Origin of the sequence: Erwinia sp. CGal63 (genome assembly GCF_037026505.1) — a bacterium.
Lineage (GTDB): Bacteria > Pseudomonadota > Gammaproteobacteria > Enterobacterales > Enterobacteriaceae > Erwinia.
This window is the reverse complement of the sequence record NZ_JAKUMN010000007.1, coordinates 41,806-66,756: the sequence shown is the minus strand read 5'-3', so window position 1 is coordinate 66,756 and position 24,951 is coordinate 41,806. Positions and strand designations below refer to the sequence as shown.

The 24,951-nt window shown below is 53.9% G+C and carries 26 protein-coding genes, 1 other RNA gene and 1 pseudogene; 14 read left to right on the top strand and 14 right to left on the bottom strand.

Annotation, left to right across the window (positions count from 1 at the left end; translation table 11 throughout):
* Positions 1-38 precede the first annotated feature (38 nt).
* From lepB to rpoE, 6 genes are all read right to left on the bottom strand, one after another.
* Positions 39-1,001 (bottom strand): signal peptidase I, encoded by a 963-nt coding sequence (lepB, locus tag MKZ79_RS18310; protein WP_336144071.1) that lies wholly within the window; start codon positions 999-1,001, stop codon positions 39-41.
* Positions 1,002-1,026: 25 nt separating this feature from the next.
* Positions 1,027-2,826, bottom strand: coding sequence for a translation elongation factor 4 (gene lepA, locus MKZ79_RS18305; RefSeq protein ID WP_336144070.1), 1,800 nt, complete (start codon positions 2,824-2,826; stop codon positions 1,027-1,029).
* A gap of 270 nt (positions 2,827-3,096) precedes the next feature.
* Positions 3,097-3,558 (bottom strand): SoxR-reducing system protein RseC, encoded by a 462-nt coding sequence (gene rseC, locus MKZ79_RS18300; RefSeq protein WP_336144069.1) that lies wholly within the window; start codon positions 3,556-3,558, stop codon positions 3,097-3,099.
* Positions 3,555-4,502, bottom strand: a complete 948-nt coding sequence (gene rseB, locus MKZ79_RS18295; protein WP_336144068.1) for a sigma-E factor regulatory protein RseB — start codon at positions 4,500-4,502, stop codon at positions 3,555-3,557. The genes rseC and rseB overlap by 4 nt, the downstream gene beginning before the upstream one ends.
* Positions 4,502-5,146, bottom strand: coding sequence for an anti-sigma-E factor RseA (gene rseA / locus MKZ79_RS18290; RefSeq protein ID WP_336144067.1), 645 nt, complete (start codon positions 5,144-5,146; stop codon positions 4,502-4,504). Before rseA ends, rseB begins: the two co-directional genes overlap by 1 nt.
* Before the next feature lie 30 nt (positions 5,147-5,176).
* Positions 5,177-5,752 carry an RNA polymerase sigma factor RpoE gene (gene rpoE, locus MKZ79_RS18285; RefSeq protein WP_336144066.1) on the bottom strand — a complete coding sequence of 192 codons (576 nt, stop codon included), beginning with the start codon at positions 5,750-5,752 and terminating at the stop codon, positions 5,177-5,179.
* Between the two features lie 361 nt (positions 5,753-6,113).
* Here rpoE and nadB point away from each other — a divergent pair, with 361 nt between their 5' ends.
* Complete coding sequence (gene nadB, locus MKZ79_RS18280) at positions 6,114-7,706, top strand: L-aspartate oxidase (RefSeq protein ID WP_336144065.1); 1,593 nt, start codon at positions 6,114-6,116, stop codon at positions 7,704-7,706.
* On the opposite strand, the gene trmN is transcribed toward nadB, so the two are convergent.
* Positions 7,707-8,444: a tRNA(1)(Val) (adenine(37)-N(6))-methyltransferase TrmN gene (gene trmN / locus MKZ79_RS18275; protein ID WP_336144064.1), complete on the bottom strand. Its 738-nt coding sequence runs from the start codon at positions 8,442-8,444 to the stop codon at positions 7,707-7,709. It abuts the gene before it with no gap.
* Positions 8,445-8,576: 132 nt separating this feature from the next.
* Here trmN and srmB point away from each other — a divergent pair, with 132 nt between their 5' ends.
* Complete coding sequence (srmB, locus tag MKZ79_RS18270) at positions 8,577-9,902, top strand: ATP-dependent RNA helicase SrmB (protein WP_336144063.1); 1,326 nt, start codon at positions 8,577-8,579, stop codon at positions 9,900-9,902.
* Positions 9,903-10,133: 231 nt separating this feature from the next.
* Here srmB and grcA read toward each other — a convergent pair whose 3' ends face one another.
* Entirely contained in the window at positions 10,134-10,517 is a 384-nt protein-coding gene (grcA, locus tag MKZ79_RS18265) for an autonomous glycyl radical cofactor GrcA (RefSeq protein ID WP_336144062.1), read from the bottom strand.
* 270 nt (positions 10,518-10,787) lie between these two features.
* Between grcA and ung the strand changes: the two genes are divergently transcribed.
* Positions 10,788-11,468, top strand: a complete 681-nt coding sequence (gene ung, locus MKZ79_RS18260; protein WP_336144061.1) for a uracil-DNA glycosylase — start codon at positions 10,788-10,790, stop codon at positions 11,466-11,468.
* 64 nt (positions 11,469-11,532) lie between these two features.
* Here ung and grpE read toward each other — a convergent pair whose 3' ends face one another.
* Positions 11,533-12,111 carry a nucleotide exchange factor GrpE gene (gene grpE, locus MKZ79_RS18255; protein WP_336144060.1) on the bottom strand — a complete coding sequence of 193 codons (579 nt, stop codon included), beginning with the start codon at positions 12,109-12,111 and terminating at the stop codon, positions 11,533-11,535.
* Positions 12,112-12,235: 124 nt separating this feature from the next.
* Here grpE and nadK point away from each other — a divergent pair, with 124 nt between their 5' ends.
* The 3 genes from nadK to bamE all read left to right on the top strand — a co-directional run bounded on the left by nadK (position 12,236) and on the right by bamE (position 15,383).
* Entirely contained in the window at positions 12,236-13,114 is an 879-nt protein-coding gene (gene nadK, locus MKZ79_RS18250; protein ID WP_336144059.1) for an NAD(+) kinase, read from the top strand.
* 88 nt (positions 13,115-13,202) lie between these two features.
* On the top strand, positions 13,203-14,864 hold the full coding sequence (recN, locus tag MKZ79_RS18245) for a DNA repair protein RecN (RefSeq protein ID WP_336144058.1): 1,662 nt from the start codon (positions 13,203-13,205) through the stop codon (positions 14,862-14,864).
* A gap of 171 nt (positions 14,865-15,035) precedes the next feature.
* Positions 15,036-15,383, top strand: coding sequence for an outer membrane protein assembly factor BamE (gene bamE, locus MKZ79_RS18240; RefSeq protein WP_336144057.1), 348 nt, complete (start codon positions 15,036-15,038; stop codon positions 15,381-15,383).
* 82 nt (positions 15,384-15,465) lie between these two features.
* On the opposite strand, the gene MKZ79_RS18235 is transcribed toward bamE, so the two are convergent.
* Positions 15,466-15,753, bottom strand: a complete 288-nt coding sequence (locus MKZ79_RS18235) for an RnfH family protein (RefSeq protein ID WP_336144056.1) — start codon at positions 15,751-15,753, stop codon at positions 15,466-15,468.
* Complete coding sequence (locus MKZ79_RS18230) at positions 15,746-16,180, bottom strand: type II toxin-antitoxin system RatA family toxin (protein ID WP_336144055.1); 435 nt, start codon at positions 16,178-16,180, stop codon at positions 15,746-15,748. The genes MKZ79_RS18235 and MKZ79_RS18230 overlap by 8 nt, the downstream gene beginning before the upstream one ends.
* A 158-nt stretch (positions 16,181-16,338) precedes the next feature.
* On the opposite strand from MKZ79_RS18230, the gene smpB reads away from it, so the two are divergent.
* The 4 genes and pseudogenes from smpB (at position 16,339) to leuA (ending at position 19,943) form a co-directional block, all read left to right on the top strand.
* Positions 16,339-16,821: an SsrA-binding protein SmpB gene (smpB, locus tag MKZ79_RS18225; protein WP_246760641.1), complete on the top strand. Its 483-nt coding sequence runs from the start codon at positions 16,339-16,341 to the stop codon at positions 16,819-16,821.
* A 49-nt stretch (positions 16,822-16,870) separates the two neighbouring features.
* Positions 16,871-17,233, top strand: a transfer-messenger RNA (tmRNA) gene (gene ssrA / locus MKZ79_RS18220).
* A 122-nt stretch (positions 17,234-17,355) separates the two neighbouring features.
* A pseudogene (locus tag MKZ79_RS18215) lies at positions 17,356-17,923 on the top strand (primase-like DNA-binding domain-containing protein); the annotation flags it as partial.
* Between the two features lie 349 nt (positions 17,924-18,272).
* Positions 18,273-19,943, top strand: coding sequence for a 2-isopropylmalate synthase (leuA, locus tag MKZ79_RS18210; RefSeq protein WP_336144054.1), 1,671 nt, complete (start codon positions 18,273-18,275; stop codon positions 19,941-19,943).
* Here leuA and MKZ79_RS18205 read toward each other — a convergent pair.
* Positions 19,933-20,694: an AraC family transcriptional regulator gene (locus tag MKZ79_RS18205; RefSeq protein WP_336144053.1), complete on the bottom strand. Its 762-nt coding sequence runs from the start codon at positions 20,692-20,694 to the stop codon at positions 19,933-19,935. The two genes, leuA and MKZ79_RS18205, sit on opposite strands and share 11 nt — an antisense overlap.
* A gap of 699 nt (positions 20,695-21,393) precedes the next feature.
* Between MKZ79_RS18205 and MKZ79_RS18200 the strand changes: the two genes are divergently transcribed.
* From MKZ79_RS18200 to MKZ79_RS18185, 4 genes are all read left to right on the top strand, one after another.
* Positions 21,394-21,579 (top strand): hypothetical protein, encoded by a 186-nt coding sequence (locus MKZ79_RS18200; RefSeq protein WP_336144052.1) that lies wholly within the window; start codon positions 21,394-21,396, stop codon positions 21,577-21,579.
* Between the two features lie 408 nt (positions 21,580-21,987).
* Complete coding sequence (locus tag MKZ79_RS18195; RefSeq protein WP_336144051.1) at positions 21,988-22,437, top strand: STM2901 family protein; 450 nt, start codon at positions 21,988-21,990, stop codon at positions 22,435-22,437.
* Complete coding sequence (locus MKZ79_RS18190; RefSeq protein ID WP_336144050.1) at positions 22,431-22,757, top strand: DUF1493 family protein; 327 nt, start codon at positions 22,431-22,433, stop codon at positions 22,755-22,757. Before MKZ79_RS18195 ends, MKZ79_RS18190 begins: the two co-directional genes overlap by 7 nt.
* 313 nt (positions 22,758-23,070) lie before the next feature.
* Positions 23,071-23,424: a hypothetical protein gene (locus MKZ79_RS18185; RefSeq protein ID WP_336144049.1), complete on the top strand. Its 354-nt coding sequence runs from the start codon at positions 23,071-23,073 to the stop codon at positions 23,422-23,424.
* A 94-nt stretch (positions 23,425-23,518) separates the two neighbouring features.
* On the opposite strand, the gene MKZ79_RS18180 is transcribed toward MKZ79_RS18185, so the two are convergent.
* Positions 23,519-24,460 carry a sugar phosphate isomerase/epimerase family protein gene (locus MKZ79_RS18180; protein WP_336144048.1) on the bottom strand — a complete coding sequence of 314 codons (942 nt, stop codon included), beginning with the start codon at positions 24,458-24,460 and terminating at the stop codon, positions 23,519-23,521.
* A gap of 53 nt (positions 24,461-24,513) precedes the next feature.
* Complete coding sequence (locus tag MKZ79_RS18175) at positions 24,514-24,948, bottom strand: PTS sugar transporter subunit IIA (protein WP_336144047.1); 435 nt, start codon at positions 24,946-24,948, stop codon at positions 24,514-24,516.
* Positions 24,949-24,951 lie beyond the last annotated feature (3 nt).

Genomic DNA, 24,951 nt, shown 5'->3' with positions numbered 1-24,951 from the left:
GCTCCCCGCAGGGAACCACCCGTTTAGCTAAAGCGCTATTAATGAATGCCGCCAATGCGGCTCAGGCGAACGCCGGTCGGCCATTGCCCTTCCTGCTTTTCAAAACTCATCCAGATGGCGGTGGCTTTACCCACCAGATTTCTTTCCGGTACGAAACCCCAATAGCGGCTGTCGGCGCTGTTGTCGCGGTTATCGCCCATCATGAAATACATACCGGCAGGCACAACCCAGCTGGACTGCGGCTGGCCGGGCTGCTGGTAGTAGGAACTCGCCTGGCTTTGCGCCTGGGTTACCAACAGAATGCGGTGCGTGACGTCGCCCAGGGTTTCGTTGCGCGTCGCCAGACGCAGGCCGCCGCGAATGGTTTCGCCCTGCGGCTTCTGCCAGAAGCCGTTGCCCACTTCATTGCCGTCAAAGCCGCTGAAGGTCTGGATAAAGTCGCTTGGCTGCACGTCCGAATAGGTGACAGGCAGCGCAGTAGTGCAATTTTTTTCCGGCGCGCAGGCCGGATTCACCGTAACGGTTTTGCTTTGCGGATCGTAACTGACCCGATCGCCCGGCAGACCGATAACGCGCTTGATATAGTCCATGCTTGGATCTTTCGGGTACTTGAATACCGCAATGTCACCGCGCTTCGGATGTCCGGTCGGGATCAGCGTGGTCTGAGTGATCGGGTCCTTAATCCCATAGGCGAATTTCTCCACCAGGATAAAGTCGCCGATCAGCAGCGTTGGCATCATCGACCCGGACGGGATCTGGAAAGGCTCGTAGATAAAAGAGCGCACCACGAAGACCAGCAGCAGCACCGGGAAAACGGACGCCGCCGTTTCCACCCAGCCCGGCTGTTTCACCGTTTTTTTCTCGCCCGCGCTTTCCGCTGAGGCGTCCGCAAGCGCCTGGCTGGCTCTGCGGGCCGGCGCCCATTTAAATCTGTCCACGCACCAGATAATACCGGTTACGAGCGTTGCTATCGCCAGTATCAGGGCGAACATATTAGCCATTCCAGTTCCCTCGTCGTTTTAGGCTTTATTTACTCTCTTTACCCACATGCAGAATGGCCAGGAAGGCTTCCTGAGGCAGTTCGACGTTGCCGACCTGCTTCATGCGCTTCTTGCCGTCTTTCTGCTTCTGCAGCAGCTTTTTCTTACGGCTGACGTCGCCGCCGTAGCATTTCGCCAGCACGTTTTTACGCAGCTGCTTGACGGTGGAGCGGGCAATAATGTGGTTGCCGATGGCCGCCTGAATCGCGATATCGAACTGCTGGCGCGGGATCAGATCTTTCATCTTCTCCACCAGCTCGCGACCACGGTACGGCGCGTTATCGTTGTGGGTGATCAGCGCCAGCGCGTCAACGCGCTCGGAGTTGATCAACACATCAACACGCACCATGTTGGAGGCCTGGAAGCGTTTGAAGTTGTAATCCAGCGAGGCGTAACCGCGCGAGGTCGATTTCAGACGGTCGAAGAAGTCCAGCACTACTTCCGCCATCGGGATTTCATAGGTCAGCGCGACCTGATTGCCGTGATAGACCATATTGGTCTGCACGCCGCGTTTTTCGATGCACAGCGTGATCACGTTGCCCAGATACTCCTGCGGCAGCAGCATATGACACTCGGCGATCGGTTCACGCAGCTCTTCAATGTTGTTCAGCGGCGGCAGCTTGCCCGGGCTGTCAACGTAGAGCGTATCGCCAGACGTGGTGATAACTTCATACACAACGGTTGGCGCGGTAGTAATCAGTTCAAGATCGTATTCGCGCTCCAGACGTTCCTGAATGATCTCCATATGCAGCAGACCCAGGAAGCCGCAGCGGAAACCGAAGCCCAGCGCGGTCGAGCTTTCCGGCTCATAGAACAGCGAGGCGTCGTTCAGGCTCAGCTTGCCGAGCGCGTCGCGGAACGCTTCATAGTCGTCAGAGCTGATTGGGAACAGACCGGCGTAAACCTGCGGCTTCACTTTTTTAAAGCCAGGCAGCGCTTTTTCCGCCGGATTGCGCGCCAGCGTCAGCGTATCGCCAACCGGCGCGCCCAGGATATCTTTGATGGCGCAGACCAGCCAGCCTACTTCGCCGCACTGCAGCGCATCGCGGTCAACGCGTTTCGGCGTGAAGATGCCCAGACGATCGGCGTTATAGACCTGTCCGGTACTCATCACCTTGATTTTCTCGCCTTTGCGCAGCGTGCCGTTTTTAATACGCACCAGCGAGACGACGCCCAGATAGTTATCGAACCAGGAGTCGATAATCAGCGCCTGCAGCGGCCCTTCCGGATCGCCTTCCGGCGGCGGAATATCGCGCACCAGGCGCTCCAGCACGTCCGGCACGCCCACGCCGGTTTTGGCCGAGCAGCGAACCGCATCGGTGGCGTCAATGCCGACGATATCCTCAATCTCCTGCGAGACGCGATCGGGATCGGCGGCCGGCAGGTCGATTTTATTCAGTACCGGTACCACTTCCAGATCCATTTCCATCGCGGTGTAGCAGTTAGCCAGCGTCTGCGCTTCCACACCCTGACCGGCATCCACCACCAGCAGCGCGCCTTCGCAGGCCGCCAGCGAGCGGGAAACCTCATAGGAGAAGTCAACGTGACCCGGCGTGTCGATAAAATTGAGCTGGTAAGTTTCACCGTCAGGCGCGTGATAATCCAGGGTTACGCTCTGAGCCTTGATGGTAATGCCGCGTTCACGTTCCAGATCCATAGAATCCAGTACCTGAGCCGCCATTTCACGTTCGGTAAGTCCACCGCAGATTTGAATCAAACGATCGGAGAGCGTCGATTTGCCGTGGTCGATATGAGCGATGACAGAAAAGTTTCTTATATGCTTCATTTATATGAATTTTTTCGCTTAAACGTTCGGTTTAGTTCTCGCGGTGGACAGAGCCGTAAATACCGACTGCAATGTACCCGCCATCAATGAGCACGCATCTTACACTGTTAGCTCCCGCCACGAAAGAATTCACATGCATAGCGGATGATTTCGCTGCGGCTGCCGTTTTTACTGTAGCTGCCTCGGTGAAAAAACGCCTTTCCGGAAACAATAAGAAACGTTCTGTCTCTGGCAGACAGCGGCCCGACGGCTTGTCGGGCCATAGCGGGATTACTCGGTTTCAACGCGCAGCGCGTCCGGTGGCAGAGCCACGCTGAGGATCACGGGATGAAAAGAGGCGGATTTGCCTAAATAGCTGGAAATGCCTTTGGCGACGATAAAACCGCCGATGCCGCCCAGCAGCGCGCCGGCCGCAGCGGCCAGATCGCTGTGGAACAGCGTCTGAAACAGGCCGGAGACGATAAAAAGCCCCAACAGAGGCGTCATATAGACCAGCAGCGCCGAGCTGAGCAGGCTTTTCTCTGCGATGCCCAGCTCAATGCGCTGACCGGGCGCGAGCGGCTCCGCGCTGGCGATTTTCATCACGTGCGCGTTCTTCGGCCCCAGCTTATTGAGCATATGACTGCCGCAGCCTTTGCGCGCGGAGCAGCTGCTGCAGGAGGTTTTCAGTTCGGAGTGCAGCGTCGCCACCCCGTTTTGCCAGGAAACTACCGTGGCCCATTCTCTCATCATTTTGCGTTACCTATGCTGTCGGCGATACGCTTCGCGGTTGAGGGAGGAAGCTCGCCAACCACCGTAATCTCTCTATTATCGCGCACTTCCGTCTGCACCGTACGACGTCCAGTGCGCAACAGCTGGGCAACGCTATTTTTATCTGCCGCGCTGACGTTGACAGAGAAGCTGAACAGGCCGTCCGAATAGAGCCGCAACTCGACAGGTTTCTTTAACGAAGGGATCTGCCTGCGGCTCTGCGTGATTTCCTGCATGCCCGCAGGCAGCCAGCCTGGCGCCCAGCTGAAGGTCGTTTTGTCGCTGGCCGGTACGGAAAGCGAAGGCGGCAGGCTGGCTTTCTCAAGTCCCTGCATCATCTTTCTGACGCCGTCGTCCACGGCGAAGCTGACCACTCGGTACTGTTCCAGCGTTTCACCGTCACGGTCGAGCAGATCGACCCGCAGCGGTAGCCTGGTTTCGCTGTCCAGCCAGACGATGTAGCTGTAGCGCGTACCATCACGCGCTACGATACGAATCACCTCGCAGAGCTGATCGGCGATGCGCGTGCGCCCTACCGGAACAAAATCGTAATATTCGGAAAGCTTGCTGAAATCCGCGAACACCAGCGACGGCAGGGAATCGACGATATATTTGCCCGTAAGGGTAAAAGGTTCCAGGCCAGGCTCAAAATAGCTGATCTCGCTGCCACGCTGGATGATTTCGCGGCGCGGCCCGTCCATTTGCAGCAGCTGGGCATAGGTCTTATTGTCCAGTACCGCATGGCGGAAACGCAGGGATTCGATCCCAAGACGCGAGACGTTGATATAGGCAAGTTCGTAATTGAGAGACTGGCTGGCCTGTTCCATCTGTTGCAACAACGCCCCGGACGTGGTTTGCGCCGGGGCGAAAGAGGAATAAAACAGGCTGCCAGCCATAAGGCTGACGGCGCACCAAAGCTGCTTCATTACTGCTGCTGAATTCCTAACGACTGGTTACCCGGAACCTGAACGGCGGCCTGCTGCGCAGGAGTCTGCTCAAACTGCAGCCCGTCAGAGTGCAGACGGCGCTGCAGTTCGTAATCCTGCAGCATGGCGTTAACGCGACGGCGCTGATCCTGCACCTGCTGCGGCGCGTTAGCGCTGGTTTCTGACGGCACGCCCAGACTGACCGGCGACGCCTGGCCCATCATCGGCAGCGTATTGAATACCGGCGATTCCGACTGCGTCTGGCCGTCGGCAGGCTGGTTGTAGTGCTGCACGCCGACGATGACCGCCAGCGAAACGCAGGCAGCTACGCCGATTTGCGTAATTTGCGACGCCCAAGGCCGCATCCTGCGCCAGAAAGGCATGGCAGCATAGCGTTCCGGCTCGGGTTGCGCTTCTAACAGCGGCGTGACGGCGCCCTTCGGCGGTTCATTTTCAATTGCCGCTGCGACGCGCGCCGCGATATCAAAATGCATAACCGGCGCAAGATCGCCACGCAGGGTATCGCGGATAAGATGATAGCTTTCCCACTGTTTCTGCAGCACAGCGTCTTCAGACAATGCGGATAAAACTTCATTATCTAAAGTTTCACCATCCATTAAAGCGGAAAGTTGTTCTTTCTGCATGCCTCAGTACCCTTCCTGTGTCCGCTATCGCTAGCGTTGGATAAGCGGTTGAATTTTATTATCAATGGCCTCGCGCGCGCGGAAGATGCGGGAGCGAACCGTCCCAACCGGACACTCCATGATGGCCGCTATCTCTTCATAGCTTAGTCCATCCAGTTCCCGTAACGTGATCGCCATACGGAGATCTTCGGGCAGTGTCTCGATGGTGCGGAAAACCATCTGTCGTAATTCTTCCGACAACATTAAGTTCTCAGGGTTCGAAATTTCTTTCAAAGCGCCGGCGCTTTCGAAGTTTTCCGCATCGTTAGCGTCCACATCGCTGGCGGGCGGACGGCGCCCCTGAGCAACCAGGTAATTTTTGGCCGTATTGACGGCGATCCGATAGAGCCAGGTATAAAAAGCGCTATCCCCGCGAAATGACTCCAGCGCGCGATAGGCTTTAATAAATGATTCCTGCACTACATCAGGCACATCTCCGGAGGGAACATAGCGGGAAACCAGGCTCGCCACTTTATGCTGATAGCGCACTACCAGTAAATTGAATGACCGCTGATCTCCCTTCTGCACTCGCTCTACGAGAACCTGATCCGTTAACTGCTCGCTCATCCGAGGTAATGTCTCCCCAAATCTTTTTCCACGCGTATCTGAACTACCCGTAACTCATAATTTTCGAGCAAGCATGCGCTTAGAGTGATGGTCATGAGTAAAGTTCCGCTGCGCCGTTATATTTGTGGTGTCATGTGCGTCATCGCCGCAGAGTACTCTAAGAAGAGCGCTTTTTCATCTTTAAATCTTGCAGGTTCATCATAATAAACTGGCCTGACCGGATGTACAGCAAGCCCCGCCTTTTTCAGGAGAGTCTGAAGCGCGGATACCGCGTGAATTTGCCTCTGTACAAAAAAACGCTTTTTGCTCCGGCGGAACGGCGCTATGCTCAGCAAACAACCTGTTTAGTAAATTAAACGCTATGACTTCTCTTCCCGATTACAGTTGTGACGTATTGATTATTGGCAGCGGCGCGGCGGGCCTGTCGCTGGCGCTTCGGCTCGCCGACAGGCATCGCGTAACCATTCTGAGCAAAGGGCCGGTCAATGAAGGATCGACTTTCTACGCTCAGGGCGGTATCGCCGCGGTGTTTGCTGAAACCGACAGTATTGAATCGCACGTGGAGGATACGCTCGTCGCCGGCGATGGACTTTGCGATCGCGACGCGGTCTCTTTTATCGCCAGCAATGCCCGTCACTGCGTGCAGTGGCTGATTGATAACGGCATGTCGTTCGATAAGACAGCGACGGATGGCGGCTATCACCTTACGCGCGAAGGCGGCCACAGCCATCGCCGTATTCTCCACAGCGCCGATGCTACCGGACGCGCGGTAGAAACTACGCTGGTCAGCCAGGCGCTCAGTCATCCCGGCATTACCCTTCTTGAACGCAGTAACGCCGTTGACCTGATTCTTTCCGATAAAATAGGCTTACCCGGCGAGCGCCGGGTCGTAGGCGCTTATATCTGGAACCGCAAACGCGAAAAGGTGGAAACCTGCCGCGCCCGCACCGTGGTGCTGGCAACGGGCGGCGCTGCTAAAGTTTATCAGTACACCACCAACCCGGATGTCGCTTCCGGCGACGGCATCGCGATGGCCTGGCGTGCGGGCTGCCGCGTGGCTAACCTGGAGTTTAATCAGTTTCACCCTACCTGCCTCTATCATCCCGAAGCGAGAAACTTTTTGCTCACCGAGGCGCTACGGGGCGAAGGCGCACTGCTGAAAAGGCCCGACGGCACGCGCTTTATGCCGGATTTTGATGCCAGAGCCGAGCTGGCGCCGCGAGATGTCGTTGCGCGCGCTATCGATCACGAGATGAAACGGCTGGGCGCGGACTGCATGTATCTTGATATCAGCCATAAGCCAGCTGATTTTATTCTGGCGCACTTCCCCACTATCGCGGAGAAGTTGAAAACGCTGGGCATCGACCTGACCAAAGAGCCGATTCCGATCGTGCCGGCCGCACACTATACCTGCGGCGGCGTGATGGTGGATCACCACGGCAGAACCGATCTCAACGGGCTTTATGCCATTGGCGAAGTAAGCTATACCGGCTTACACGGCGCCAATCGTCTTGCCTCTAATTCGTTGTTGGAATGCCTGGTTTATGGCTGGTCGGCAGCGGAAGATATCACCGCGCATCTTCAGCATACGGCCGCCGTAGATAAGCTGCCCGCGTGGGATGAAAGCCGCGTCGACGATTCGGATGAGCAGGTTATTCTGCAGCATAACTGGCACGAGCTGCGGCTGTTTATGTGGGATTACGTTGGCATCGTCCGCACCACCAGACGGCTGGAGCGGGCGCTGCGCCGCATCAATCTGCTGCAGCAGGAGATTAACGAGTATTACGCCAATTTCCGCATTTCCAATAACCTGCTGGAGCTGCGTAATCTGGTGCAGGTCGCAGAGCTGATGGTGCGCTGCGCGATGGCGCGGAAAGAGAGTCGCGGCCTGCACTATACGCTGGATTATCCGCAGCAGCTTGAGGAAGCCAGGCCGACGATACTGACGCCCTGACTAGCGGAACAGATAGAAGTCGCGGGTCAGGCTGCAGTGCGCCTCGGAATAGCGCTGGTCCGGCCCGCGAATCGTCATGCGATCCAGAAACTCTTCCCCGGGGTGCGGCGAAAGCGCCAGCAGCACGCGATTCGGCGGTCGGCGGTCGTTATCGGCGATATCGGTACGAAATCTCAGGTGCCAGCCATGCTGTAACGCCAGCGTAAGCAGCCTGTCGCCTGCCGTCGTCGGCAACACCACGCAGAAGTAGCCGTCTTCGGTAATCAGCGATTCCGCGCAGTTCAGCAGCATATCGTGAGTCAGATCGGTGGTCGAACGGGCCGAAGCGCGCGCAGGCGTAGCGCAATCTGAACCGGGCGTAAAATAGGGCGGATTGCTGACGATTAGCGAGTAACGATGCTCGCAACGTTGCGTCCAGTGACGAATATCATCACGGTAAACGCTAATGCGGCTGGCCCACGGCGAAGCCGCGGCGTTTTCCTGCGCCTGCACCGCCGCCTGTTCGTCAAGCTCCACCGCATCCACGGCGACGCTTTCGCCGGTACGCTGCGCCAGCATCAACGCGATTAGCCCGCTGCCGGTGCCGATATCCAGCACTCGTTTCGCGTCCGCAACCGGCGCCCAGGCGCCCAGCAGCACGCCATCGGTGCCGACCTTCATAGCGCAGCGATCGTGAGCAACGAAGAATTGTTTAAAGGTAAAGCCGTCAGAGCGCAATACCGCTTTTTGTTGAGTCATTTAACCGACCTGAAAAGGAAACGGCGCTAGCATAGGACAATTAAGATGCAAGGAAAAGTCATTCATTACACACAAACAGATGAAGATCCTGCGCAAACTGTCTATAATCAGCGCCCCAAACTGAGGTAGACCATGACTGTAACCACTTTTTCCGAACTCGAACTTGATGAAAGCCTGCTGGACGCCCTGCAGGAAAAGGGCTTCACGCGCCCCACGGCAATCCAGGCCGCTGCGATCCCGCCTGCACTGGAGGGTCGCGACATTCTGGGTTCGGCACCAACAGGTACAGGCAAAACCGCGGCCTATCTGCTGCCCGCGCTCCAGCATCTGCTGGATTTCCCGCGCAAAAAGTCCGGTCCGCCGCGCATTCTGATCCTGACGCCAACTCGTGAACTGGCGATGCAGGTTGCCGATCATGCTCGTGAGCTGGCGAAAAATACGCATCTGGATATCGCGACCATTACCGGCGGCGTGGCTTATATGAACCATGCGGAAGTTTTCAGCGAGAACCAGGATGTGGTGGTCGCCACTACCGGTCGTCTGCTGCAGTATATTAAAGAAGAGAACTTCGACTGCCGCGCGGTAGAGACGCTGATTCTGGACGAAGCCGATCGCATGTTGGATATGGGCTTCGCGCAGGATATTGAAACCATTGCGGCGGAAACTCGCTGGCGCAAGCAAACGCTGCTCTTCTCCGCCACGCTGGAAGGCGAAGCGATTCAGGACTTTTCCGAGCGCCTGCTTAACGACCCGATCGAGATTGAATCCGATCCGGCGCGCCGCGAACGCAAAAAAATCCTGCAGTGGTACTACCGCGCCGACGACCTCAAGCATAAAACCGCCCTGCTGCTGCATCTGCTGAAACAGCCGGAAGTGACCCGTTCGGTGATTTTCGTGCGTAAGCGCGAGCGAGTGCACGAGCTTTGCGGCTGGCTGCGCGATGCCGGCATTAACAGCAGTTATCTGGAAGGCGAGCTGGAGCAGTTCAAGCGTAATGAAGCGATCAAACGCGTAGTGGATGGCCGTGTAAACGTGCTGGTCGCTACTGACGTGGCGGCGCGCGGCATTGATATTGACGATGTCAGCCATGTTTTCAACTTCGATCTGCCGCGCACTGCCGACATCTATCTGCACCGTATCGGCCGTACCGGACGCGCAGGTAAAAAAGGCGTGGCCATTTCGCTGGTTGAGGCACACGATCATCTGCTGCTGGGTAAGATCAGTCGCTATATCAACGAACCGCTTAAAGCGCGCGTGATTGACGAACTGCGTCCAACTACTCGTGCGCCAAGCGAAAAGCTGAGCGGCAAGCCGTCGAAGAAAACGCTGGCGAAGCGCAAAGAGAAGAAAGAGAAAGAGCAGGAAAAGCCGCGCGTGAAGAAGCGTCATCGTGATACGAAAAATATCGGCAAGCGTCGCAAGCCCAACGCCGCACCTAAAACCGATAGCGCTGAATAAACAGACCGCATAACAAAAAACCGCCTTTCACAAGGCGGTTTTTTTAGGCTTGAAGCCCGTTTTTTGCTGCTTTAGTTTATGTTTCTTCCTGAAAAGCTTTTTTTTGGCAAGCTCATTTTTTTAAACCTGGCTTATATTGCAGCTACATCTTATTTTTCAAAGAGATAATTGAAAAATTTCCCTGATGTCATTTTCAACGCCTGGCTAATTTACCAGACGTTTCGGGTTTGGTTACAGGCTTTCAGTAAAGGTACGCGCGATCACATCACGCTGCTGTTCTGGCGTCAGTGAAGCAAAACGTACCGCATAGCCGGAAACGCGAATCGTCAGCTGCGGATACTTCTCAGGATGCTTGACGGCATCTTCCAGCGTTTCACGACGCAGCACGTTCACATTCAGGTGCTGACCGCCTTCAACCCGAACCTGCGGTTTAACTTCCAGCGGGATCTCACGGTATTCAAACTCTCCCAGATCGCTGACCGGGACAATCTGATCTTCTTCGTAAGTTTCTTTCGCACAGACGCAGCGGGCTTCTTCTTTTTCGTTATCCAGCAGCCAGAAAGAGTTCAGCAGCGCTGGATCGTTTGCTTGAGTGATTTGGATTCCGGAAATCATTGTTGCCTCCCAGGCAGTTGGTGGCTGACGAAGCATCAGCGAAGAAATTTGATCTGTAGCGCTTTATATAGCAGCGTGAAGTGTCGATAGTTTTGATACAAATCAAAAATGTCACTGCTCGATAGATGTGCAGATTCTCAACTTAATGATTTATTTAAATTTAACCGGATAAAAAATTTAAATTTTTTTTGCAGGATTAAAATTTATTTTAAGTTTTACCCTGCTGCGATCCGCGCTAAGCTACGCGTTGAACCCCCAAAGGAGACGGATATGGGCAACGCGCTGACCTGGCATGACGTGCTGGCAGAGGAAAAAGAGAAACCCTACTTTATTGAAACGTTATCGATGGTGGCTAACGAACGGGCAGCCGGCAAAACCGTTTATCCGCCGCAAAAGGATGTGTTTAACGCTTTTCGCCTTACGGAGCTGGGCGACGTCAAAGTGGTGATCCTCGGTCAGGACCCCTATCACGGGCCAAACCAGGCGCACGGCCTCGCTTTTTCCGTTCTGCCTGGCGTGGCGGTGCCGCCTTCGCTGGTCAATATGTATAAAGAGCTGGAGGCCGATATTGCGGGCTTTAAACGTCCCAATCACGGTTTTCTGGAGAGCTGGGCGCGCCAGGGCGTGCTGCTGCTGAATACCGTATTGACGGTAGAAGCGGGCAAAGCGCATTCGCATGCCAGCTTTGGCTGGGAGACTTTTACCGATCGGGTAATTGCCGCGATTAATGAGAATCGCGAGAACGTGGTTTTTCTGCTGTGGGGTTCCCACGCGCAGAAGAAGGGCAGCATTATTGACCGCGAACGCCATCACGTTCTGAAAGCGCCCCATCCTTCCCCGCTGTCGGCACATCGCGGCTTTTTCGGCTGCGGTCACTTCTCGAAGACCAACGAGTGGCTGGAGCAGCACGACGAAAAGCCAGTGGACTGGACGCCGGTTCTGCCAGAGTAATTGCTGGCGGCAAAAGGCGAAAAAAAACCAGCCGGAGAGGCTGGTTTTTTTATGCCGCCAGGCTTTAGCCTTTGGCTTTCGCTACGGCAACCATAGCCGGGCGCAGCAGACGACCGTTCAGGGTATAGCCGCGCTGCATTACCATCAGCACGTGGTTAGGCGCGACCTCTTCCGACTCAATCATCGACATCGCCTGATGAATTTCCGGGTTGAACGGCACGTTAACGTCGCCAACCACTTCCACACCGAACTTGCGCACCGCGCCAAGCAGAGATTTCAGCGTCAGATCGATACCCTCGATCATCGCGGTCAGTTCAGTGTTTTCTTTATCGGCTACTTCCAGCGCGCGCTCCAGGCTGTCGATCACCGGCAGCAGCTCGTTGGCGAATTTTTCCAGCGCAAACTTGTGCGCCTTTTCCACATCCTGTTCGGTGCGGCGGCGAATGTTTTCGATTTCAGCCTGAGCACGCAGCTGCGCTTCACGCACGCCGCCCTGCGCCTGAGCCAGCTGGGCTTCCAGCTCCGCGATGCGCTCGTCACGCGGATCCACCACTTCTGCTGTCTCTGCGTCCTGGGTTGCCTGTTCCATCTCAATCTCGTCTGAGACTTGCTCGTTTGGTGTGTTCTGTTCTTTACTACTCATGAATTTCTCCGCGTTTGTGCACATTCATCTCGCTGGTTCGCTTATTATGGGGATCAGAATCGCGGTTTCAAGGGAACCGGTCACATTGTCTGAGGTAGTTTACCTCATGAGGAACGGCAGCATCATGAACAACCATTTTAACTGCATCGGTATTGTGGGCCATCCGCGCCATCCTACCGCGCTGACCACTCACGAGATGCTTTATCGCTGGCTGACGGCGAAAGGCTATCAGGTGATCATCGAGCAGCAGATCGCCCGCGAACTGAATCTGGATGATGTGGAAACCGGCACGCTGTCGGAGATTGGACAAAAGGCCGATCTGGCCGTGGTGGTCGGCGGCGACGGCAATATGCTGGGCGCGGCGCGCGTACTGGCCCGCTACGATATCAAGGTCATCGGCATCAACCGCGGCAATCTGGGTTTTCTGACCGATCTCGATCCCGATAATGCCCAGCAGCAGCTGGCCGACGTGCTGGAAGGCAAATACATTACGGAAAGCCGTTTTCTGCTGGAGGCGCAGGTTTGTCGTCAGGGCCGCGAGCCGCGCATTGGCACGGCTATAAATGAAGTAGTGCTGCATCCAGGTAAAGTGGCGCATATGATCGAGTTCGAGGTCTATATCGACGAGACGTTTGCCTTTTCGCAGCGCTCCGATGGCTTGATAATCTCGACGCCGACCGGTTCAACTGCCTACTCGCTCTCCGCCGGCGGCCCGATCCTTACCCCTTCGCTGGATGCCATCGCCATCGTGCCGATGTTCCCGCATACGCTCTCAGCCAGACCGCTGGTTATCAACAGCAACAGCACCATTCGCCTGCGCTTTTCCCATATGCGTAGCGACCTTGAAGTCAGCTGCGACAGCCAGATTGCGCTGCCGATACAGGAAGGCGAAGATGTGCTGATCCGTCGTAATGATGACCATCTGAACCTGATACATCCACAAAACTATAATTACTTCAATACGTTAAGCTCAAAACTCGGCTGGTCAAAAAAATTATTTTAAAATCCGCAGCCAGCCACTTTACTGGTTATGGAAGCTGTATATACTGTATGAAAAACCATATCTGTGTTTTCATACAGGAACGCTTTATATGCTGGCACAACTGACCATCAGTAATTTTGCGATTGTTCGTGAACTTGAGATCGATTTTCAGCGTGGCATGACCGCTATCACCGGCGAAACCGGCGCGGGCAAATCTATCGCCATTGATGCGCTGGGCCTTTGCCTGGGCGGTCGCGCGGAAGCCGATATGGTGCGTCAGGGCGCGAACCGCGCCGATATTTGTGCTCGCTTCTCTCTGAAAGATACGCCTTCCGCGCTGGCCTGGCTGGTGGAAAACCAGCTGGATGAAGGCAGCGAATGCCTGCTGCGCCGCGTGATCAGCAGCGATGGTCGCTCTCGCGGCTTTATCAATGGCACTTCTGTTCCGCTTTCTCAGCTGCGCGATCTCGGTCAGCTACTGATTCAGATCCACGGTCAGCACGCGCATCAGCTGCTGCTGAAACCGGAGCATCAGAAAACGCTGCTCGACGGCTATGCAGGCGAAACCGACCTGAAGCAGGCGATGGCGCAGAGCTATCGACAGTGGAATCAAAGCTGCCGCGTGCTGGCGCAGCATCAGCAGCTGTCACAGGAGCGTGAGGCGCGGCGCGAGCTGCTGCAGTATCAGCTGAAAGAGCTGAACGAATTCGCGCCGGTAGCGGGCGAGTATGAAAATATCGATGAAGAGTACAAACGTCTGGCGAACAGCGGCCAGCTGCTGTCAACCAGTCAGCAGGCCTTGATGCTGCTGGCGGATGGCGAACATACCACTTTGCAGAATCAGCTTTATACCGCGCAGCAGCTGTTGAGCGAACTGGTGGCGCTGGATGAAAAGCTAAACGGCGTCTGCGTGATGCTGGACGAAGCGGCTATTCAAATCAGCGAAGCCAGCGACGAACTGCGTCACTACTGCGAGCGTCTGGATCTCGACCCGAATCGTCTTTACGAGCTGGAACAGCGCCTGTCACGCTATATCTCGCTGGCGCGTAAACATCGTATCTCTCCGGAAGAGCTGGCGGGCTACCATCAGCAGCTGCTGGATGAGCAGGCACAGCTGGATCAGCAGGAGAGCAGTCAGGAAGAGCTGGCGCTGGCCGTGGCGAAACATCACCAGATTGCCATGCAGTGCGCCGAGCGGTTGCATCAGCGTCGTGAGCACTATGCGCAGGAGCTCAGCCAGCTGATTGGCGAAAGTATGCATGCGCTATCGATGCCGCATGGCCGCCTTGCTATCGATGTGCAGTTCAATCCGGATCATTTGACCGCGGAAGGCGCTGACCGTATTGAATTCCGCGTCACCACTAACCCGGGCCAGCCGCTGCAGCCGCTGTCTAAAGTCGCCTCCGGCGGCGAACTGTCACGTATCGCGCTGGCAATCCAGGTGATTACCGCGCGGAAGATGGATACGCCAGCGCTGATTTTCGATGAGGTGGACGTAGGGATCAGCGGCCCAACCGCGGCGGTCGTCGGTAAAATGCTGCGCCAGCTGGGTGAGTCTACTCAGGTGATGTGCGTAACGCACCTGCCGCAGGTAGCGGGCTGCGGCAATCAGCACTTCTTTGTCAGCAAGGAAACCGATGGCGAGATGACTGAAACCCATATGCAGCCGCTGGACAAGCGCGCGCGTCTGCAGGAACTGGCGCGTTTGCTGGGCGGCAGCGAGGTAACGCGCAATACGCTGGCTAACGCCAAAGAGCTTTTAGCGGCCTGAAACCGCACTTTTTTGGCATCCGGAGGTCATAAGCTTGTTCCGTAGAGGTTTCCAACTGCGGAAAGGTTTATTATCATCGACTTCTGACGCTGTGATCGAAGCGATAAACCGATACAGAAAACACATAGCCTGATGCCCAAGGTGTTGGCCCGAAAAGGAATAAAGATACTTATGCGCTGTAAAACGCTGACTGCTGCGGCGGTGGTTCTGCTGATGACGACCGCTGGATGTTCCACTCTGGGGCGAGTGGTTTACCGGCCAGACATCAACCAGGGCAACTACCTGGTTGCGAATGATGTTTCTAAACTCCATACCGGCATGACTCAACAGCAGGTGGCTTACACCCTGGGCACGCCGATGATGCGCGATCCTTTCGGAAGCAATGTCTGGTATTACGTATTCCGCCAGGAGCCGGGTCACGAGCCGGTGAAACAGCAGACGTTAACGCTGACTTTTGACAGTAACGGCGTGCTGACCAATATTGATAATAAGCCTCAGCTCTCTTCCAACAAGAGCTAGGTTCTGCCGTTCGCACGAAGGCTGAAACTCTGAGAGTGAAGTGCCGGGCAGCGGTAAAAAAAGATAAGGCGCACTGTGCGCCTTATTTTTTTGCTGCTTTCTCCGCTCGCTGGCGGCGCAGTTCTTTGGGATCGGCCAACAGCGGACGGTAAATTTCGATCCTGTCGCCGCTGTGCACTTCGTCATGCAGCTTAACCGGGCGACTGAAAATGCCGACTTTGTTGCTGGCGAGATCGATATCGTTGCGCAGCTCCAGCAGCCCGGAAGCCTTAATCGCCTGTTCGACAGTAGCGCCCTCTTCCACATTAACCGTATAAAGATACTGTTTTTCCGGAAGCGCGTAGACGACTTCTACCGCGATATCAGGCACTGTAAACCTCTTTTGCGCGTTTGGTAAAAGCCTGCACCATGCTGCTGGCCAGCTCTTTAAAGATGCGGCCAAACGCCATTTCGACCAACATATTGCTGAACTCAAACTCCAGGTTCAGCTCTACTTTACAGGCGTCTTCACTCAGTTCCGTAAACCGCCAGCCGCCGGTCAGCTTGCGAAAAGGCCCGTCAACCAGCTGCATATGAATGCTTTGATTATTAGTCAGCGTATTGCGCGTTACAAAAGTCTTACTGATCCCAGCTTTGGAAACATCTACCGACGCCGTCATCTGCTGTTCACTGGAATCCAGCACGCGACTGCCGGTACACCCTGGAAGGAACTCCGGATAGGCATCCACATCGTTTACCAATCGGAACATTTGCTCGGCACTGTAGGGCACCAGCGCAGAACGGCTAATCTGGGACATAACTTTTCCTGTTGTTCTTAAACGTTACAATAATAACATCGACAGCCTGTAAACAAAAATTCTCAGCCGCCAGCGTTCTGCTAAAATAGCGCTTTTCCCCGCGCTTGTTGTTACAGGGGATGCCATCATTCACCGCTTCATGTACACTAAGTTGCACTATGACAAAGAAAAAAGCACATAAACCCGGTTCTGCCACCATCGCCATGAACAAGCGGGCGCGCCACGAATACTTCATTGAGGAAGAGTTCGAAGCAGGTCTGTCGCTTCAGGGATGGGAAGTTAAATCGCTTCGCGCCGGTAAGGCCAATATCAGCGACAGCTATATCCTGCTGCGCGATGGCGAAGCTTATCTGTTCGGCTCCACGTTTCAGGCGCTGACCGTTGCCTCCTCGCACGTGGTTTGCGATCCAACCCGCAACCGCAAGCTGCTGCTGAAGCAGCGCGAGCTGGATTCCCTGTATGGACGCGTCAACCGTGAAGGTTATACGGTGGTTGCGCTGTCGCTGTACTGGAAAAACGCCTGGGCCAAACTGAAAATCGGCGTGGCGAAAGGGAAAAGAGAGCACGACAAGCGCGATGATATTAAAGATCGTGAGTGGAAATTAGACAAAGCGCGTATAATGAAACACGCAAATCGCTAAGCTACTGGCAAAGCGATAAGTTTTTCTGCTATACTGCGTAACAGTACTTGGGGCTGATTCTGGATTCGACGGGATTTGCGAAGCCCAAGGAGCATGCCGAGGGGCGGTTGGCCTCGTTAAAAGCCGCAAAAAAATAGTCGCAAACGACGAAAACTACGCCCTAGCAGCTTAATAACCTGCTAAGAGCCCTCTCTCCCTAGCCTCCGCTCTTAGGACGGGGAGCAAGAGAGGTCAAACCCAAAAGAGATCGCGTGGACGCCCTGCCTGGGGTTGAAGCGTTAAACCTAATCAGGCTAGTTTGTCAGTGGCGTGTCTGTCCGCAGCTGGCAGGTGAATGTAAAGACTGACTAAGCATGTAGTGCCGACGGTGTAGTAATTTCGGACGCGGGTTCAACTCCCGCCAGCTCCACCAAATTCTTCAGCGGCGATACCAGAATCGTCCGCTAAAGTCCTGAAAGCCCGCATGGCGCAAGCCCTGCGGGCTTTTTTGTGTCTGTAATGCTCTATGCTTCGTATCCCCCCTCCATGTATGTCCCCTCCATCCTGGCGGTAAACAACAACCTGATACGCTTCGGCGACCGCAGCGGCGGCGTGTCGCGACGCCGGGTAATCCTGCCTTTCCCGGACGTGATACCGGCCAACGAGCGCGACCCGCAGCTGCTGGAAAAGATTGCCGGGGGGCTGGCGGTTATCGTGGCGCCACCTTATGCAGCGCTTCACCCGCCCGGACGATGCCCGCGAGCTGCTGCAGGCGGAGCAGTCGTCAGAGGAGGCGCTGGAAATCAAGCGCAGCGCCGACCCGCTGGTCGACTTCTGCGGCTACCTGACGCCGCTGAGCACGCCGACCGGGCTGTTTATCGGCAACGCCAATATCCGGGCCATGAATCCACGTCGCTATCTCTATCACGCCTACCTGTCATTTATGGAGGCCAGAGGGCATCAGCACCCCATGAGCCTGACGGCGTTCGGCCAGGCGGTGCCGCAGACGCTGAAGGAATACGAGATAGAGCTGCTGAAGCGCAAGACGAAGAACGGTATCCAGACCAGCCTGGAGCTGAGCGAAGACTGCGAGGCCGACTGGCTGCCCCGTTGCGAGGCGTAAATATTAAAATAAATACCAAACTGGCTCCGGCCGGTTTGTGCCAAGAGCGGCCTCCAGCATTCCGCTTAACAGCGGTAACGAAGTAAAAATCCCATTACGCAGAACGGCTTTGTTGCCTGACAGAACTCAGTAAATAATGCTGGAGATAGTAAATGATATTTCAATCAGCTGTCAGCCTGAGAAGCATTACAGCAAAATAAAGGTATGAATGTTTTTTATCCTGTTCTATGTCCGGTAAAAATCCCTGCTTCGCAGTTGTCATTTTTGAATAAGCAGTTGTCATCTTCTGATGAGTTTTGGGGCCGATTTAGCACGACACTGGGGCATCTTTGTTAAAGAGGAACCCGGTATGTTAAAAAATCCTTCACTCAAGTATAAAGCGCATCCTCTTGTCAGTCTTACTGACAGGCAATGGCCGGATAACACGTTGACCCATCCACCGCGCTGGCTTTCTACGGATTTACGCGATGGTAATCAGTCGCTTGCTGAGCCCATGGACAACGCCCGGAAATTGAAATTTTGGGATCTTCTAATAGCTTGTGGTTTCCGTGAAATCGAGGTCGCGTTTCCCTCTGCTTCACAAACAGATTTTGATTTTGTGCGGGCGCTCATTGAAGGTAAACGCATTCCAAAAAATGTGAACATTCAGGTTTTAACTCAGGCAAGAGAGGATTTGATTAGGCGGACATTTGTATCATTGCAGGGAGTTCATCAGGCTACAGTTCATTTATATAATGCGACGGCGCCACTTTTCAGGGAAATTGTCTTTCGTCAGACACGTGATGAAATTGTTCAGCTTGCTATCGACGCGACCAGGCAAATCCGTCAATTATGCGATGAGACGCCGGAAACCGATTGGACATTTCAGTATTCCCCTGAAACGTTCTGCTTTACTGAGCCTGATTTTGCCCTTCAGATTTGTGAGGCCGTGGCAGAGGCCTGGGAACCGGATACGTCTCGTCCCATGATTATCAACCTACCTGCAACGGTTGAGGTCAGCATGCCTAATATTTACGCCGATCAGATAGAATATTTTTGCCGCCATTTTTCGCGCCGCCAGCAGGTTTGTATAAGCGTTCATCCACACAACGATCGTGGAACAGGAATTGCCTGTGCTGAGCTTGCACTATTGGCTGGCGCTGATCGCGTTGAAGGCTGCCTGTTTGGAAACGGAGAGCGTACTGGCAATGCTGATTTAGTGACGCTGGCGCTGAATCTTTATACGCAGGGCATCTCGCCCGGTCTCGACTTCAGCCAGATGAAAAAGGTGGTTGAAGTGGTGGAGGAATGCAATCAGCTGCCTGTTGCGCCGCGTCATCCCTACGCCGGCGAACTGGTTTTTACTGCTTTTTCCGGCTCCCATCAGGACGCAATCAAGAAAGGATTTGCTGCACGGCTGGGCACATCAGATTCTTTCTGGAAAATCCCCTATCTGCCGCTCGATCCGGCAGATATCGGTTGCAGCTATGAAGCGGTTATCCGTGTGAACAGCCAGTCAGGTAAAAGCGGCGCGGCCTGGCTACTCGAGCAAAATCATAACCTTATCCCGCCCCGCCCGCTTCAGCAGGCATTCAGCCTTCGTGTGCAAAAAGAGGCGGAACGTGGTGAGAAAGAATTGTCACAGATGGCTGTCTGGAACCTGTTTCGTCAGGCGTATGGCATTGTTGACGCACCACCACTTCGTTTAAAAGAGTATGTCTGCAACAATCAGCCTGACCAGCGTACAGTGCTTTCTGCTGAGCTCATATGCCATGGTAAAAAGCTGAGCCTGACGGGAGAGGGAAATGGTTTCCTTTCAGCGGCTCTTACAGCCCTTTGCCGGGAGGTAAAAACAGAGCTTGTAATAGTGAGTTATCAGGAGCATGCACTTGGTAAACGCAGCGACAGTCGCTCCGTCGCTTATGTGTGCTGCCAGGACCGCACAGGGAGGTGCGCATGGGGAGTCAGTATTGACAGTGACATTACCCGTGCCTCTCTGCAGGCTATGCTAAACGCTGCAGCGGATTTCGTCACTTGCTGAAGTAATCACTGGGCGTCATTCCCATTACCCGCCGGAACATAACGCTGAACGCGCCGGGACTGGCATAACCTGAATCCAGAGCTACCCGCGTTATTTGCTCGCCCTGCGCCAGGCGCGTCAGGGCGTGCAGAAGACGTGCTCGCCGAACCCACTCGCTGAACTGCATGCCAGTTTGCTGGTAAAAATGGCGGTTGAGCGTACGCCCGCTGGCGTTGATTTTTATGGCTGCCTGCTCAATTGACCAAGTCTCATGCGGTGCATCGCGAACGGCCTGGCATAGCCGTTTCAGTCGCTCAGAGACCGGCTCTGGCAGGTGAAACGGAAGCGTGTCCATAACGCGAACTTCATCAAGCATCAGTTCGTAAACACGTTCAGCCCGGCTTCCGGGCGTGTAGTCTTCAGGAAGCGTCAGCGCGCAGATAATCAGCTCCCGTAACAGGTCACTCACGCCAACAACCTGACAGATGACGGGCAGATCAGCCCGAGCCAGCGGCTCTACAAAAAGCACCCTCGCCTTGACATCCCCTGTGATATGAAGAGCATGTGGGATATTTGCCGGTATCCATACTCCGCGTGAAGGAGGGACTATCCACAATCCGTGCCGGGTCTCAACGCGAATAACACCACTCAGCGTATGAATAAGCTGAGCACAGTGGTGCGTATGCCAGTCTTCATAGTCGCCGTGCCTGTAGTCATGTGCATATGGAATAACTGACCGGCCTGAAAAATCAAAGTCGCTTTGTCTAGTCACTTAATAGATATCGCTCATTCTCTCATAAAGAGTCATTCTGACTCTCTTTCGACGCACAGCCTTTCATCGCCGCTTTCAGGCATCCTGTATTGAATGGCTTGCGATGTACCAGGCACATACCGCCTACCCGCTCACGACACTAACATTATTTGGACGCCGGACCCCTGCCTTATGATCGCCTATGTCCGCTTTTCGCTCAAAGCCGACTTGCAACGTAGATGAAAGGTTCCTTTCAGCCAAGCAGTGAAACTGGCCATCTTCCGCAGTGGACGAAAATCCATATATTGCCATCATAATTTTATGTCTGAAGGTGAATGGTGTTCACCTCGGGTGAAAAGTGGTGAAGAGTAACAATCTAAGTAACCACCAGATAACTTTATGATTTTTAGAGATAAAAAACAAAGATGAACAGGGTGAACACTTTTTCATAAAATCTTTTTTTTCTGAAGATAACCTGAGCATTTAGTTTCATGAAGTCTGAACTTATCCGCTATCGAAAAGTACAGACAAAACGGCATTGGTATACGCTTAGGTATACCAATCAAAGTTGAATTCATAAAATTCACACTAATACATTAACTTGAAGGAAAAATTCAGATTCCGCCGGCGCCCGCATGACGCAAGCCCTGCGGGCTTTTTGTGTCTGTAATTGTACTGTGCCTCGTTTATTCAGCTCCTGTCCCGACGGTAATTCTGCCAATGTACAACAACTCAATTCACCTCAGCGGCCGCAGTGGCGGTGTGTCGCGTCGGCGGGTTATTCTGCCGTTCCCGAAAGTGGTTCTGCTGAAAGAGCGCGATTTACAGCTGCTGGAGAAAATTACCGCTGGGCTGGCCGTTAACGTACCGTCATTTATGGAGGCAGAGGCCATCAGCACCCCCTGAGCCTGACCGCGTCAGGCCGAGCAGTGCCGCAGAAGCTGGAAGATTATGTGAGTGAGCTGCTGAAACGCAAAACAAAAAACAGCAGTGATTCAGGTTAAAAACAGACGTACCACGGTTTACCGCTCCCCCCTTCATCTGACCAGAAAAAAGCCCAGGCTTGATTCTGAAATTTTATGTCAGGGACGCTACAGGTCTTCATCAGGCGGCAACAAGTTCGCCTGCAGCTGCTCATAAACCTCTGATGACCAACACAAAAGTGCAATGATGCAGTTTCAGGCAAAGGGTTGTAAGCGGCAAAAGCCGGTTTACACCTAAATGGAAATGGTTAATATATAACCTTACTAACAAACTAACTTGTAGTAATTTTCCCTGTAGGTTGGGCTAACCAGTAAGCAAGGATAAAAAAGTATGGATACTGTCGAAGAACTAAATGGTACCTATTTTTATAAAGGAATCTGCAACATTTCTGCAGGTGAATTATTTTTTTGGATACTGCTTGATGAAATTTCCCAACAAATGGGAGGCATTGGTGATTTGAGCGCTATGGCGCTAATCATATTGGGACAGCCAGACCTGAGTACGCGCCAAAAAATGCAAACTGCAACCGTAGGCACTTCGGTCGCTTCTGTCTTTGCAAGGCGATATTTAGATATAGAACTTCCCTTCAGGCTACCGACAATTACAAATAAAAGCATCACCTACTTAAAACCTATGATGGTAAATAACTTAGGTAAATTTGTTGGTCGCGCTGTCCCGGTTGTGGGTTGGGTTCTTTTAGCGAACGATCTGGCTTCAATATCTTTCAGAGCAACATGCCGCTATAACAGAATAGCAAGAGGTAAGGATAAAATATGGTAACTAATGAGGAAGTCCTGACATTCTTTCGAAATAAGCTTCCAGAACAAGCTACGTTAATGTTTAAATCGATCCCTCTGCAAATGGATGATATATTACAAGAATATTGCGACTCAGACGATATTATATATGCAATTAACGATGCAGTTGAACATTTCAATATAGACTCATCAGGACTTAATCTTGATAATTATTTCCCCTGGTATACCGAGCCTTTTTTTAGACGGTGGTTCACAAAAGAACCTCCACAACAAATAAGCAAACCTCTGACTGTCAGGATGTTCGCTGAATCAGCAAAAGCCGGTCACTGGCTTTACGACTAACTCCATCACTGATGCCGTTTAACCCTCGCTTTCGGCTTTGCTAAACCAGTGAACACCAGGAAAAATGGCCGTTTCCTGGATAACTGCACCAGCCCGAGCTTCCCGCATTGCCTTCGTCCCTTCCGGCTTTGCCCTACACGCCCTGCTTATTTCTTCACCTTTTGTTTCATTTTTTCAGCCTAAGAGACGCGATAGAGAGGCAATCCTGCCTGAGTCCGCTACGCTGAAAATACAGTTTATTCCTAAGGCAGGGTTTAAAAAGCCGTGCCATGCTTAACTACACAATGGATCAATAACGTTTGGTGAGGATATTATGAAAAAAACGATCATCGCACTTTCCGCTCTTCTGCTGGCTTCTCCTGTTTTTGCTGCCACACACGCAACGGACGACACCGTAGCCGCCGCTAACGAAGGCGCCAACACGGCTAAAGAAAAGCTGCATCATGCGCAGAACGAAGGTAAAGAGCTGAAGCTTAAGTCCGAGCACGCGGCGGAAGGCAAAAGCCACAGCACCACCAGCAAAATGAGTGAAGGCACGCAAAAAGCGTGGCACAACACTAAAGAAGGTACGGAAAAAGGATGGGACGCCACCAAAGAAGGCACCCAGAAAGGCTGGAACAAGACCAAAGAAGGCGCCAGCGATCTGAAGAAGAAAGTTACTGAGTAAGAGTCCGTTCTGATTCAGCTAAAGGCCGCTTTTGCGGCCTTTTTGCTGTCCGATTTTCAGTACAGCACATCCAGACTACTCACTCAAACGCCGTTTATCGGCTAATACTCGCATTTAGCGCGTCGACAGAGGTTTGCAGGCCAGCCTCAACGCTCATGGTTAAATCCTCCATCTCCAGCGAAACGTAGCCGTCATAGCCCGTCATGCGCAGCACCGAGAAAAACGCTTTCCACCACTGCAAATCCTGGCCGCAGCCGACCGCGACATAGTTCCAGGTTCTGGATTTGGTTTCCGTTACCGGCTGCGTCTCCAGCAGGCCGTCAATCTCCACCAGACCGCGCTCAATGCGCGCGTCTTTGCCGTGTACGTGAAAGACAGCGCCCTCCAGCTTTCTGGCGGCAGCGATCGGATCGGCGCCTATGGCGATCAGATGCGAAGGATCAAGATTGATCCCTATTATCTCATCCACGGCGTTGCGTAGCTTAAGCAGCGTGGACGGGTTATAGACCAGCTGGCTCGGGAACTCCTCGATAGCGATTTTTTCTATCCCGTGCTGTTTTGCGTGTTGCACAAACTTTTTCCACCAGGGAATAGCGACGTCATCCCACTGATATCGCAATACCTCTGGCATATAGTCGGGCCAGGAGACGGTCGAGGTTATCCAGTTAGGAATAGTGTCTTCCGCACAGCCGCCCGGCAGACCGCTCATCATCACAATTTTCTTTACTCCCAGCTTGCCTGCGAGCTCAACCGTTTTATAGCTGCTGAGCGTGTGCTTTTCGCCCAGCTCGCCGGGCGCCAGCGGATTACCGGAGCAGTTCAGCGCCACAAGAGTCATCTCGCGCTTCTCCAGCTCCTGTCGAAAGGCGCTCAGCTTCTCCGCAGAAGCCAGCAGCTCGTCGGTTTTTACATGCGGACAGGGCGACCAGCCGCCAGCCGTCATCTCAACGCCATTGATACCATAACTTTTGACCCGATCCAGCATCTCCGCATAAGGCAGGTTAGCCAGCACGTCCGTACAAAGTGCGAGTTTCATGGTTGATCCTTAAATGATTATTGGGCCTGCAAAGCGTCTACCTGGCGACGGCTTCAATATTCGGCCTGCTCAAATAGCCTGATAAAATCGCTTTTGCTGGCGGCCTGCGCCAGCAGCGTGCTTTTCCACTCGTCGCCCAGCAGGTCGGCGATATCGGCGATGACCTGAAGATGCTCGTTTTCCTTTGCCGCGACCGCCACCACGATAAAGGCGACCTTGCCCTTGCCCCAGCTAACGCCCTGCGGAAACTGGAAAACCTGAAAGCCGGTTTTAATGACTAAATCAGTCGCTTCTCTGGCGCAGTGCGGCAAAGCGATGCCCGCGCCCAGGTAAGTCGACACGCTGTTTTCCCGCGCCAGCATGGCCGTAAAGAAGCCGTTCTTAACGTAGCCGCCCTGCTCTAACGCCGCGGCCGCCTGGCGGATCGCCTCTTGCTTCGTCGAGGCCTGGCAGTGAAGGAAAAGATTTTCCTGCGAAAGTTGCAGCATAGT